The sequence below is a fragment of the Aeromicrobium sp. genome, assembly GCF_047607065.1.
In the GTDB taxonomy this organism is placed as follows: Bacteria; Actinomycetota; Actinomycetes; order Propionibacteriales; family Nocardioidaceae; genus Aeromicrobium.
Map to the genome: position 1 here is coordinate 1 of NZ_JASGDU010000021.1, position 12,450 is coordinate 12,450.

Sequence of the window (12,450 nt, forward strand, 5' to 3'; positions counted from 1 at the left end):
GCCCGCAATCGGCCCTACAGTCCCGAAAGGCGGACGCAGGGCAGCAAGGCAGCAGCCCGAAACAGGTCCCTACGCCCGTCCCCAGGCTCGCTCACCCGCCGATGGCCTATAGATCAGCGATTCCTTAACACAGGCACCTGAACCCCGGCGCTGAAACGACTATCAACCGCCATAGTAGTTGGTTCCCGCACCCCGATGACACATCCGGCGATATTTCACCCCAGATTCACCCGTCACCGGCCCGACCCCTGAGGCGCGAGCGAGCCGGGTCCTGAGGTGCCGCGAGGAACGAGCGGCCTCGAAGGGCGCACCTCAGCCACCGGGTTCGACCTACCCCCGGCAGCTCATTTCGGGGCTTGCAAGCTCGCACCTCAATGAGCGGGAGGGTCCCCTCGGCGCGCGCGGGGGTGGGCTGCGGCGTAGACCTCGCGGAGCTTGTCGACCGTGACGAGCGTGTAGATCTGCGTCGTCGTGACCGAGGCGTGCCCCAACAGCTCCTGCACCACACGGACATCGGCACCGCCGTCGAGCAGGTGGGTGGCGAAGGAGTGCCGCAGCGTGTGCGGCGACACCTCCCCGGGGATGCCCGCCTGCCGCGCGGCCCGCGTCAGCACCGTCCAGGCGCTCTGCCGCGACAGCCGCCCGCCACGAGCGTTGAGAAACAACGCGGGCGTGCTCGACGCCGAGACCAGGCCCGGACGCGACCTCGTCACATAGGCGTCGACGGCCGACAGCGCGAAGCGGCCGACCGGCACGATGCGCTCCTTACCGCCCTTGCCGCGCAGCAGCAGCGCGCCCTCGTCACGATCCAGGTCGTCGAGGTCGATACCGACGGCTTCCGAGATGCGCGCGCCGGTGCCGTACAGCACCTCCAGCAGTGCCCGATCCCGCAGTGCCAAGGCAGTCCCCGGCGCACCGGCGGCCTCCAGGATCGCCTCGATCTGCTCCAGCGGCAGCGCCTTGGGCAGCCGCTGATCGGGGCGCGGCGGCCTGATCTGTGCCGCGACGTCGACCTCCACCCGCTGCTCGCGCAACCAGAACCGGTGCAGGCCGCGCACCGTCACCACGTGCCGGGCCACGCTCGACGGTCCGAGCGGCCGGTGGTCGTCGTCACCGGTCCGCAGGAAGGCGACGAAGTCGAGGACGTCGGTCTCGGTGATCTCTCGCGGGTCGGACCGGCGCTCCCCGAGGAAGTCCAGGTACCGGCACAGATCCCGCTGATAGGAGATGAGCGTGTTGTCGGCCACGCCCCGTTCGATGCTCAGGTGATCGAAATAGCCCGCGACGGCATCGGCGAGGGGCGAGGGACTCATGCCCGGCTGCGGCGGGCGTGCTCGGCCAGGATCGCCGCGGCGGCCAGGGCGTTGCCGATGCGGCCGTCCAGCACCGCCGCCACCGCCTCGTCGAACGGCAGCCACCACTGCTCCAGGCCGGCCTCCTCGGCCTCGCGCACCGTCCGCTCCGGCTCGGGGAGCGCATGCAGGCCCGTCGCGCGGAAGATCGTGAACGTCTCGGTCGAATAGCCCGGCGACGTCCGCACGACGAGCAGGTCGCTCCAGTCGTCGGCGCGCAGGTCGGCCTCCTCGGCCAGTTCGCGCGCCGCCGTCGCCTGGGCGCCCTCCCCCGCGACATCGCAGATACCGGCGGGCAGCTCGATCATGCGCCGGCCGGCCGCATGGCGGTACTGCTCGACCAGCAGCACCCTGTCCTCGCCGTCCAGCGCGAGGACGCCCACCGCACCCCGCGGCTGCACGACGGCACGCACATGCTCCTCACCGCCCGCCAGCCCCGGGTCGGCGATGGTGTCCAGCCGCAGGGACAGATAGGCCGAGTCGTAGACGGTCTCGGTGCGCACCGTCGTCCAGGCCGCCTCCCGGTCGCCGAGACCGTCCGGTGCCAGTCGGCCGGGAAGTCCTCCCGGATGCGCGGCGCTCATTGCTCGACCGGAAGCCGCGTCTCCCGCTGCCGCCGCAGCGCCGCCGCGACCAGACCCGCGAACAGCGGATGCGGACGGGTCGGGCGCGAGCGCAGCTCCGGGTGCGCCTGGGTGGCGACGTAGTACGGATGCACCTCGCGCGGCAGTTCGACGAACTCCACGAGGTTGCCGTCCGGCGAGGTGCCGCTGAACGAAAGGCCGGCCTCGGCGATCTGCTCACGGTAGGCGTTGTTGACCTCGTAGCGATGCCGGTGCCGCTCCTGGACATTGTCGGTGCCGTACACCTCGGCCACGATGCTGCCCGGCGTCAGCGCGGCCGGGTATAAGCCGAGGCGCATCGTGCCGCCGAGGTCGCCGGCACCTTCGACGAAGGCCTCCTGTTCGGCCATCGTCGCGATGACCGGCGTGCCCGACTCGCCCTCGAACTCCGTGGAGCTGGCGTCGTCGATGCCCGCCTCGTGGCGCGCGTACTCGATGACCATGCACTGCAGGCCGAGGCACAGCCCGAGCGTCGGGATGCCCTGCTCGCGCGCGAACCGCAGGGCACCGATCTTGCCCTCGATGCCCCGGATGCCGAAGCCGCCCGGCACGCAGATCGCGTCGACATCGCCCAGCTGACGCGCCGCTCCCGCCTCGGTCGCGCACTCGTCGGAGGGCACCCAACGCAGATGGACCTTGGCGTTGTTGGCGAAACCGCCCGCACGCAGTGCCTCGGCGACCGACAGGTAGGCATCGGGCAGGTCGATGTACTTGCCGACCAGCCCGACGGTGACCTCGTCGGACGGGTCGTGGACGCGCTTGAGCAGGGCGTCCCACTCAGTCCAGTCAACGTCACGGAACGGCAGGTCGAGGCGGCGCACCACGTAGGCGTCCAGGCCCTCCCGATGCAGCACCTTGGGGATGTCGTAGATCGACGGAGCATCGCTCGCGGTGACGACGGCCTCGGTATCCACGTCGCACATGAGCGAGATCTTGCGCTTGACGCCCTCGGGGATCTCCCGGTCCGAGCGGCACACGATCGCATCGGGCTGAATGCCGATGGAGCGCAGCGCGGCGACCGAATGTTGCGTCGGCTTGGTCTTGAGTTCGCCCGACGGTCCGATGTAGGGCACCAGAGAAACGTGCAGGAAGAAGACGTGGTCACGACCGATCTCGTGGCGCACTTGACGCGCCGACTCCAGGAACGGCTGGCTCTCGATATCACCGACGGTGCCGCCGATCTCGTGAATCACCACATCGACGCCGGGGCCGCCCATCGAGAGCATGCGGTCTTTGATCTCGTTGGTGATGTGCGGGATGACCTGCACCGTGTCACCGAGGTAGTCGCCGCGCCGCTCGCGGGTGATGACCTCGGAATACACCTGACCGGTCGTGACATTGGCCCGGCCGATGAGGTCCTCGTCGAGGAACCGCTCGTAGTGGCCGATGTCCAGATCGGTCTCGGCACCGTCGTCGGTGACGAACACCTCGCCGTGCTGGAAGGGGTTCATGGTGCCCGGATCAACGTTGAGGTACGGATCCAGCTTCTGCATCGTGACCCGCAGGCCCCGCGACTTGAGCAGCCGCCCGAGGCTCGAGGCGGTCAGGCCTTTACCGAGCGACGAGGCAACGCCGCCGGTGACGAAAACATGCTTGGTGACCACATTGCCTGCCAAGGCGACTCCCGTGGTTCGAAATGCCCCGAGCGGGGCCTGATGGACGATCCACCACGGGATTCCAGCCTACACCTCGCCGAATGCTTCCGCCTGCCGGTCCGAACGACGAGCCTCGAAGGGCGAAGGGACCACCACCAGCCGAGGGTGGTGGCTTCGAGGCTCGGCCGCAAGCGGCCTCACACCTCAGCCACCGGAATCCCCGGTCCCTGAGGTGCCGCGAGGAACGAGCGGCCTCGAAGGGCGAAGGGACCTCAGCCAGCGGCTATCCGCGCACGTACCTAGCGCGGGAGTCGGCCAGTCTCGCTGCGCGTCGTCCCCCAGGAACCGTTCTCACCAGCCGCCGACCGCACCAGCGCCCATACCGCCACCAGACGGCCCGCAGCCAGATCAGTCACGTCGACCGTGGCGAACGAGCCGATGCGATCACTGGAGCGCACCTGGTCGAGCACGCCGCCGTCGACGCTCGTCGTGGACGGGCCGACGACGGCACCGCCGGCCCCCGCAGTCGCCATCTCGGCGGCAACATCGGCGATAATCTCGCCGCGCACACTGTCGGCGGCGGTCGGGCCGATAACGATGAGCGCCAGGTCGGCGCGCTGCGTGGGTGCCGTGGGCAGGTCGAGCAGCCCGCCCTGGTCGAAGGCAGACTGGATCGTCGAGGCCTGCTCGTCGATCTCGGCATCGCCGATGAACGCACGGGCTAGCGCTGCGCCGATGCGCGAGTAACTGTCCTCGCCGTTCTGGACGCCGGGCACGTCCCCGGCGGACTGCTTGGCGATGGATTCGGCGAACTGCCGGTTGGCCGAGTCCAGCAGCTTAGTGGTCAACGCCACCTCGCCGACGACCGTACCTCCGGCCGTCGAGATACGCGCCGTGAGGTCGTCGACCTCCGAGGTGCGGGCACCGGGGGTGGTGACCACGAGAATGCGCCGGTTGGTCAAATTGGTGCCGACCAGCCCCGACGCCGCATCGGCGAAGGCCGACTCGAAAGCCTGCTCGGCGGCATCGGCACGGTTCTCACCGGACTCGCCCGAAGAGTCGTCCGCTCCGACGACGACCACGCCGAAGACGACGCCGACGGCCAGCGCGAGGAAGACCGCGCCGAGGGAAATGATGTGGTAGCGGAAGTTGATCACGACCAGAGTCCTTTGATCCAGGTGACGGCGACACGGACGCCGTCGGCAATCCATCCGGCGACATCGCCGCCGGCGGGGGTCAGCGAGATGGCGACGGCCAGCGCCGCGCCCGCGCACAGCAGGAGGAAGATGATCGGCCAGGCCGAGATCCGTCCGCTCGTCATCTGCCCGACGACCTTGGCGTCGACCAGTTTGGACGCGGCGCGCAGCCGGACAACGAAGGCCGGACCGACGAGGCCCGGATGCTGCCCGAGGAAGTCCGGCATCGACGGTGCGGCACCGGCGTGGACGATGATGCCGGCCTCGTTGACGTCGGCCAGCAAGATAGCCAGGTCGACGTCGTCGCCGTCAAAGATGAACCGCTGCACGTCGCGCTGGTGCTTCTCCAGCCGCTCGGGGTTGCGGATCTGACCCGACGCAGTCGTGACGACGACCTCGCGGGCGCGCTGGATCACCGCCGAACTGAACACCTCGATGTCGCCGACGAGCAAGTCCGGGATGTAGCCGGCGGCCACGATCAGCTCGCCGCCCTTGCCCGCGCCGATGAGCACCGGGTCACGGTCGAAGATGAACCGCTTGAGCCGCTTGAGGTCCGCGACGGCGTCGAAACTGTCGGACACGACGACGACTGGGCGTCCCTTGATGCGGGTCCGCACCCGAGGCACACGCGCCCCATCGAGCAACACCGCGTGTTCCTGACGCAGGTGGTCGGCGGCGTTGACCGCGAGCGTCTGCAGTCGCGTGGTCAAATCGGTGTTGACCGGGACCTCGCCGACGGCCGATTCGGCGTCGCGCGCGATGCCGCTGGCCACCAACACGTCGTCGCGGAAGATCTTGCCGTCGAAGACGCGCACACGGTCGCCACTGCGCAGGCGGGTGACGACGCCCTCGCCGACCTGGTCGACGAGCGGGATGCCCGCCTCGGTCAGCAGGTCGATGCCCGTCGCGCCCCACTCCCCCGACGGGGAGACGTTGACCACCGCAGCGACGCCGAGCTTGACGAGTTCGGCGGTGTCGGCGCTCGTCAGCAGACTACGGTCGATGATCGCCACGTCTCCGGTACGCAGCCCCGAGGTCACGCCGGACCCGCCTCGCGCGATGCGAGCCGGACCGGTCACGCCTTGGGTCGATGATTTGCGTCGGCCGCCGCGTCTGAAGATGGACATCGCAACCATCGTGCCACGGCAGACCTCACCGAAGACGGCGACACCGCCGAACTCAGGCGTTCCCGGCCAGTTCCAGCAGCTCTCGGGCATGCTGGCGGGCGGCGGTGGAATCCTCCAGCCCGGCGAGCATACGAGCCAGTTCCTCGACGCGGTCGGGGCCTTCGAGGCGCACCACCGAACTGCTCGTGACCGTGCCGTCGTCGTTCTTGAGCACCCGGAAGTGGTGCCGCGCGAAAGCGGCCACCTGCGGCAGATGAGTCACCGCGAGCACTTGAGCGTTCTCGGCGAGAGTCGCGAGCCGGCGGCCGACCTCAACCGCCGCGCGACCGCCGATGCCGGCGTCGACTTCGTCGAAGACCAGCGTCGGCACGTCCGAGCGATCGGCGAGGACGACCTCGAGCGAGAGCATGAGGCGCGACAGCTCGCCGCCGCTGGCGCCCTTGGCCAGCGGCCGGGGCGCGGCACCGGAGTTGGCCGCGAAGAGCAGTTCGACGGTGTCGGCGCCCCACGGTCCGAGGTCGGCCTCCTCGACGCGCACCTCGATCCGGGCCGAGGCCATCGACAGTGCCGCCAGCTCCTGCCCGACCCGCTCGGTCAGCCGTTCGCCGGCCTCCCTGCGCGCAGTGCTCACATCGGCGGCCAGGGCGGTCAGTGCCGCGTGGGTCTCGTCGCGCTCGGCGCGCAGTGCGGCGATGGTCTGGTCGTCCGAACCCAGGTCGAGCACTTTCCGGCGCGCCTCCTCGGCCCAGGCGAGCACGTCCTCGATGTCCGGACCGTACCGGCGCTGGAGCTGGGTCAACTGGGCACGGCGCTCCTGCACGCTCGCCAGCCCGGCCGGGTCGAGTTCGACCGACGACGTGTAGGCCGCCAGGTCGGCGGCGAGGTCGACCAGCAGCACCTGGATCTCGTGCGCCCGCTCGGCCAGGCGCGCCAGTTCGGCATCGTGCCCGGCCTGCCCGGCCAGCTCGGCGGCGGCCTGAGCCACGAACTGACCGGCACCGGCGGGGCCGACGGTCTGCTCGGGGTCACCGGCCAGGAGGTCGTGTGCCGACTGCGCGGCCCGGGCGAGCGCCTCGGCATGGGCCAGCCGTGACTCAGTGGCTTCGAGGTCGGCGGCCTCGCCGGGCTGCGGGTCGACAGCGTCGATCTCGGCCAGGCCGTGCTCGGCGGCCGCGAGGTCGCGGGCACGCTGCTGAGCGTCGGTCTGCAACAGGTGCAGCCGCTCCTCGATCTCACGCCAACGCTGATAGGCCGGGGTGTAGCGCCGCATCAGGTCGGCGACGGCCTCCCCGGCGAAGGCGTCGAGCGCGGCGCGCTGCAGGGCCGGTCGCGTGAGCCGGTGCTGATCGGACTGACCGTGTACGGCGACCAGTTCGTCGCTCACCTGCGCGAGCACGCTCGCGGGGACCGAGGTGCCGCCGGCGAAGGCGCGCGAGCGGCCCTGCGCGGAGACCGACCGCGCGATGACGAGCTCGCCGTCGTCGATGGCTCCGCCGGCGTCGTCGACCAGGGCGGCCACACGCGGCCGGTCACCGACCTCGATGACCGCCTCGACGCGGGCCTGGTCGCTGCCGTAGCGCACGAATCCAGCATCGGAGCGCTCACCGCGCAGCAGGCCGAGGGCCGTGACGACCATCGTCTTGCCCGCGCCGGTCTCGCCGGTGATGACGGTGAATCCCTCGTCGAGGGGAAGTTCGGCGTGCTCGATGACGCCGAGGGAGCGCAGTTCCAGGTGTCGCCACATCAGGACTCCCCTCCGGCGGCCATGCGCTTGGCGGCCTCACCGCGCCAGCCTTCGACCGGCAGGTCGAACTTGCGCACCAGACGGTCGGCGAACGGCGCGTCATGCAGCCGCGCCAGCCGGACCCGATGCGCCCCGCGGCGCACCTCGACCCGTGCGCCGGGCGGGAGGTCGGCGGCCCGGCGGCCGTCGCACCAGAGCACCCCGTCGCCGCGCTCGTCGACGATCTCGATGGCGAGCGTAGAATCGGGCGAGACGACCAGCGGCCGGGCGAACAGGGCGTGCGCGCTGATCGGCACCATGAGCAGCGCCTCGACCTCGGGCCAGACGATCGGGCCGCCCGCGCTGAAGTTGTAGGCGGTCGAACCGGTCGGCGTGGCACACACGACCCCGTCACAACCCCACCGGGACACCGGCCGCCCGTCGATCTCCACGACGAGTTCGACCATGCGTTCGCGCGCCTGCTTCTCGACGGTCGCCTCGTTGAGCGCCCAGTTGCGGGCGACGACCCGCTTGCCGACCATGACATCGACATCGACCGTCAGCCGCTCCTCGACCGTGTAGGCCCGCTCGATGATGCCTGCGGCCACGTCGCTGGCGTCCTCGGCGTCGACCTCGGCCAGGAAGCCGATGTGACCCAGGTTGACGCCGAGCAGCGGGGTCGCGGCGTCGCGGCACATCTCGGCCGTGCGCAAGATCGTGCCGTCGCCGCCGAAAACGACGGCCAGTTCGCAGCCCCGCGACGCCCCGGTACCTGCAGGCACGGCCGTGAAATCTCGCAGCCCGGCGGCCTCCAGGCGGGCGACCTCCGGTTCGAGGACGTATATGCCCAGGCCCGCGTCCTGCAGTTGCCGCGCCACGGTGACGGCCACGGCGTCGGCTTCGTCACGGCTGCCGTGGGTCACGACGAGAACGGCTCGGCTGCTGGTCATCGACCGTTCACCTCCAGGGGGCCGGCGGCCACCACCCGGTCGGCGTCGGCCGGATCGACCGCTCCGGCGTCGGCGCGCAGCCAGCAGAAGTATTCGACGTTGCCTGCCGGGCCGGGCAGCGGACTCGGCGCGAGGGCGCGTGTACCCCATCCGAGCGCCCAGGCGGCCTCGCACACCCCGAGGATCGCCTCGGCGTGCAGGGCGGGGTCTCTCACCACGCCATTCTTGCCCAGCCGCTCGCGCCCCACCTCGAACTGGGGCTTGACCATGAGCACGAGATCGCCTCCGGAGACCCGGCAGCATGCGGTCAGCGCCGCCATGACCAACCGCAACGAGATGAACGACAGGTCCGACACCACGAGGTCGACCGGCCCGCCGATCCGCTCGGGCGTCAGGGTCCGGACGTTGGTGCGGTCGTGGACGTCGACCCGTTCGTCGTTCTGCAAGGTCCAGGCGAGCTGCCCGTAGCCGACATCGACGGCGACCACGCGGGCGACGCCGCGGCGCAGCAGGACATCGGTGAAACCACCCGTCGACGCTCCCGCGTCGAGGCAGCGGCGGCCCGGCACTTGCAGGCCCAGCGGCTCGAAAACCTCCAAGGCCCCGAGCAGTTTGTAGGCACCGCGCGAGGCGTAGGTGGGCGCGGTGTCGGTGCGGACGAGCACGGCGGCATCGGTGCCGACCTGGGTCGCGGCCTTCGTGGCGACGGTGCCGCCGACCGTGACGGCACCGGAGTCGATGAGACCGGCGGCGTGGTCGCGGGATCGGGCCAGCCCGCGGCGCACCAACTCGGCGTCGAGCCGTACGCGACGTGTCACGGCTCGGCGCGCCCGGCGTCGGCGAGGGCGGTGCGCAGCACCTGGTGGATCTCGTCGAAGACCGCAGCATGTTCGGTGACGGGTGTCTCGGCCAGCGCGTCGAGCGAGGTCAGCGCCTGGTCGATGGCGCTGTGCCCCGTGGGACCGGCGGCCGTCGGCTCCGCATCCGTCGATTCGGTCATGGCGTCATCTTCCCATCTGCCACTGACAGTTCGGCTCCACGGTCCGCCCGGTGCCAGGCCAGCGCGACCCCGGCGCGCAGTTCGTCGAGCGACCGGGGAACCGCGATGACGCCCCCGCTCGCCCGCACCGATGCCGCGCCGCAGCGCGCTTCGTCACCGGTGATCGTCACCGGCAGGTGGACCGCGTTCAGGGCGCGCAGGTCGAAGCCGACATAACTCGGCCGGTGTCCGCGCGGCAGGCCCATCAGGTCGGCGAGCGAAGTGACGCCGGTCAGGACCGCGAGGCTGTCGATGCCTGCCGCAGTGGCACCGTCGATGTCGGTGTCGATCCGGTCACCCACCATGAGGGGCCGGGCCGCCCCGCTGCGGCGGGTCGCCTCGTCGTAGATCGGTGCGTACGGCTTGCCGGCGATGACCGGCTCGGCACCCTCGACGGCCAGGGCGACCGCCTGCACGAACGCACCGTTACCGGGCGCGAGGCCGTCCGGGGTCGGGAAGGTGGTGTCCGGATTGGAGGCGAACCACGGGACGCCCGCCGCCACCGCGTAAGACGCCTCAGCCAGTTCGCTCCACCGCACGTCCACGACACCGCCTTGGACCACCGCGCGAGGACCGTCCCCGGCCGAACGCACCACGCGCAGCCCGCGAGCCTCCAGAGCGTCGCGCAGGCCGTCGGCTCCGGCCAGCAGCACCGGAGCACCCGTGCCGACCGTCTCGGCCACCAAGGAGGCGACCACCTGGCCTGCCGTCACGACGGCGGCATCGTCGAGCGTCAAGCCGAAGGACCGCAGATGGTCGGCGACCTCTGAGGCCGGGCGGCTGGCGTTGTTCGTCAGATAGATCACCGGCACCTCGAGGTCGGCGATAACCGTCACGGCGTGGTCGGCGGCGTGCGGCCCGATGTAGACCACCCCGTCGAGGTCCATCATCACTGCGTCGTAACTGACGGCCAGGGGGGACGTGCAGGACTGCAGAGCGGTGCCGGGTTCCATGCCTATGAGGCTAGCGAGACGTTCGATCACAGCGCTGCAGGTCCACCGTGACGAAGGACCGAGCACCCCCGGTGCCTCGCGAGAAACGACGCCGTAGTTCCCCGGTGATCTCGATGATGTCGCCCGGCTTGAGCCGATTGACCTTGCGGCGCAGCGCCGAGGTCCACGCAGCCAACTCGAAGGTGTCAACCGGTGCCTTCGAGCGACGGCGTACCGCCGTGCTGCGCGGCACCACGATCCGCAGGCTCACCACCTGATCGCCGCTCGGCAGCGTCCGGCTCTCCGGGCCGCTAGAAACGCGCCCACGCAGCCGGACCTCGTTCATCCAGAAATCGTCCATACGCCGATGCTCCCCGCGCCGACGGCACCGCAACAGCCCCCGAACCGCGCCTGTGGACAAACGCGAACCGCCTCTGTGGATCACTCCAGTTCGGCGAGCCGCTCCTCGGCGTCGGTGGCCTTGTCGCCGTCGACGCCGACAGTCCGGTGGAACCATTCGATCGCGTCTTCGCGGCGTCCCGCCTCCAACAGCGCATCGGCATAGGCATAACGAAGCCGCGCGACCCACGGTGCCCGGGAGCTGGAGTTCAGCGGCTCGGTCTCCAGCAGCCGCACGGCCGCCTCCACCTGCCCCAAGTCACGCCGCGCCCCCGCGATGACGATACTCAGCTCGATGTTGCCCGCATCGTCGAGCACACCCCGGATCTCCGGCGTGTCATAGGCGAGAGCCTTCTCCGGACGCCGCAGCGCCCGCTCGCAGTCGGCCATCATCGCCACATAGGTCTGCTGCCCGCTCAGCCGGCGCGCCGCTCGCAACTCGGCCAAAGCCTCCCCGTACTTGCCCGCAGCATAGGCCGTCTCACCGCACGCCTCACGGATGAGCGCATTGCGGTTCGCGCGGGCCTTCGCCGCCAACGCATGCCGATACGCGGTCTCCGGATCACTGGCGATCAGCAGGCCGGCCATCACCAGGTGGCGGGCGACGCGCTCGGCGAGCTTCTCGGGGAGGCCCTGCAACGCCTGACGCGCACGTCGGTCCAGGTCCTTCGCGCTGACGTCGTCCGGGATCTCCGGTCCGTCATAGATCTTCTGTTCGGCGGTCCGCTCCTCGCGGACCGGCCGCTCGGGACGACGACCCCGTGACGGCGAGGGACGGCCTCCCGCACGACCTCCACGCGGCGGGCCGCCGCGACGGTTGTTCTGCTGCGAATCGCGGCGGTCGCCACCACCGCGATTCCTGTCCTGACGGGATTCACCCATGCTACGAACCTGCTTCCGAAAAACACTGACGGACTGAAAAGTCCTGAAAATGCAGCGAGGCCGCTCCCGAAGGAGCGGCCTCGCGCTAAAAATTGTCCGGCGACGTCCTACTCTCCCACACCGTCTCCAGTGCAGTACCATCGGCGCTGAAGGGCTTGACTTCCGGGTTCGGAATGTAACCGGGTATTTCCCCTTCGCCATGGTCGCCGAAACTCTATTGAGCTATCAAACCAGACGGACTGCCCATGCAGTCTTCATGGTTCCCGGCCGCAGCTCGGGAACCTCACAGTGGACGCGACACTTTGTAGTGTGAAACAAGCCCTCGGCCTATTAGTACCGGTCGGCTACATGCATTGCTGCACTTCCACCTCCGGCCTATCAACCCAGTGGTCTGCTGGGGGCCTTACCTGGTAAACCAGTGGGAAACCTCATCTTGAAACATGCTTCCCGCTTAGATGCTTTCAGCGGTTATCATTTCCGAACGTAGCTAACCAGCAGTGCTCTTGGCAGAACAACTGGCACACCAGAGGTTCGTCCACCCCGGTCCTCTCGTACTAGGGGCAGCCTTTCTCAAGTTTCCTACGCGCGCGGCGGATAGGGACCGAACTGTCTCACGACGTTCTAAACCCAGC

General features: G+C 69.8%; 12 protein-coding genes and 2 rRNA genes. All 14 read right to left on the reverse strand.

Going from position 1 to position 12,450, the window contains the following annotated elements:
* Nucleotides 1-371 precede the first annotated feature (371 nt).
* Nucleotides 372-1,313 (reverse strand): site-specific tyrosine recombinase XerD, encoded by a 942-nt coding sequence (gene xerD / locus QM597_RS02930; protein ID WP_415003377.1) that lies wholly within the window; start codon nt 1,311-1,313, stop codon nt 372-374.
* Nucleotides 1,310-1,936, reverse strand: a complete 627-nt coding sequence (locus QM597_RS02935; RefSeq protein ID WP_415003378.1) for an NUDIX domain-containing protein — start codon at nt 1,934-1,936, stop codon at nt 1,310-1,312. The genes xerD and QM597_RS02935 overlap by 4 nt, the downstream gene beginning before the upstream one ends.
* The gene (locus tag QM597_RS02940) at nt 1,933-3,591 is read right to left on the reverse strand and encodes a CTP synthase (protein ID WP_415003379.1); all 1,659 of its coding nucleotides are present in this window, start codon (nt 3,589-3,591) and stop codon (nt 1,933-1,935) included. Before QM597_RS02940 ends, QM597_RS02935 begins: the two co-directional genes overlap by 4 nt.
* A 278-nt stretch (nt 3,592-3,869) precedes the next feature.
* A complete protein-coding gene (locus tag QM597_RS02945; RefSeq protein ID WP_415003380.1) occupies nt 3,870-4,727 on the reverse strand; it encodes a copper transporter in 858 nt (285 codons plus the stop codon).
* Nucleotides 4,724-5,893 (reverse strand): putative cytokinetic ring protein SteA, encoded by a 1,170-nt coding sequence (gene steA, locus QM597_RS02950; RefSeq protein WP_415003381.1) that lies wholly within the window; start codon nt 5,891-5,893, stop codon nt 4,724-4,726. The genes QM597_RS02945 and steA overlap by 4 nt, the downstream gene beginning before the upstream one ends.
* Before the next feature lie 52 nt (nt 5,894-5,945).
* On the reverse strand, nt 5,946-7,637 hold the full coding sequence (gene recN / locus QM597_RS02955; protein WP_415003382.1) for a DNA repair protein RecN: 1,692 nt from the start codon (nt 7,635-7,637) through the stop codon (nt 5,946-5,948).
* On the reverse strand, nt 7,637-8,566 hold the full coding sequence (locus tag QM597_RS02960) for an NAD kinase (RefSeq protein WP_415003383.1): 930 nt from the start codon (nt 8,564-8,566) through the stop codon (nt 7,637-7,639). The genes recN and QM597_RS02960 overlap by 1 nt, the downstream gene beginning before the upstream one ends.
* Nucleotides 8,563-9,384, reverse strand: a complete 822-nt coding sequence (locus tag QM597_RS02965) for a TlyA family RNA methyltransferase (protein WP_415003384.1) — start codon at nt 9,382-9,384, stop codon at nt 8,563-8,565. Before QM597_RS02965 ends, QM597_RS02960 begins: the two co-directional genes overlap by 4 nt.
* Complete coding sequence (locus tag QM597_RS02970) at nt 9,381-9,566, reverse strand: hypothetical protein (protein ID WP_415003385.1); 186 nt, start codon at nt 9,564-9,566, stop codon at nt 9,381-9,383. The genes QM597_RS02965 and QM597_RS02970 overlap by 4 nt, the downstream gene beginning before the upstream one ends.
* The gene (locus QM597_RS02975; protein ID WP_415003386.1) at nt 9,563-10,558 is read right to left on the reverse strand and encodes an HAD-IIA family hydrolase; all 996 of its coding nucleotides are present in this window, start codon (nt 10,556-10,558) and stop codon (nt 9,563-9,565) included. The genes QM597_RS02970 and QM597_RS02975 overlap by 4 nt, the downstream gene beginning before the upstream one ends.
* A 10-nt stretch (nt 10,559-10,568) precedes the next feature.
* On the reverse strand, nt 10,569-10,898 hold the full coding sequence (locus QM597_RS02980) for a single-stranded DNA-binding protein (RefSeq protein WP_415003387.1): 330 nt from the start codon (nt 10,896-10,898) through the stop codon (nt 10,569-10,571).
* An 80-nt stretch (nt 10,899-10,978) separates the two neighbouring features.
* Nucleotides 10,979-11,818 (reverse strand): tetratricopeptide repeat protein, encoded by an 840-nt coding sequence (locus QM597_RS02985; RefSeq protein WP_415003388.1) that lies wholly within the window; start codon nt 11,816-11,818, stop codon nt 10,979-10,981.
* Nucleotides 11,819-11,912: 94 nt separating this feature from the next.
* A 5S ribosomal RNA gene (rrf, locus tag QM597_RS02990) occupies nt 11,913-12,029 on the reverse strand.
* Nucleotides 12,030-12,128: 99 nt separating this feature from the next.
* A 23S ribosomal RNA gene (locus QM597_RS02995) occupies nt 12,129-12,450 on the reverse strand; the annotation flags it as partial.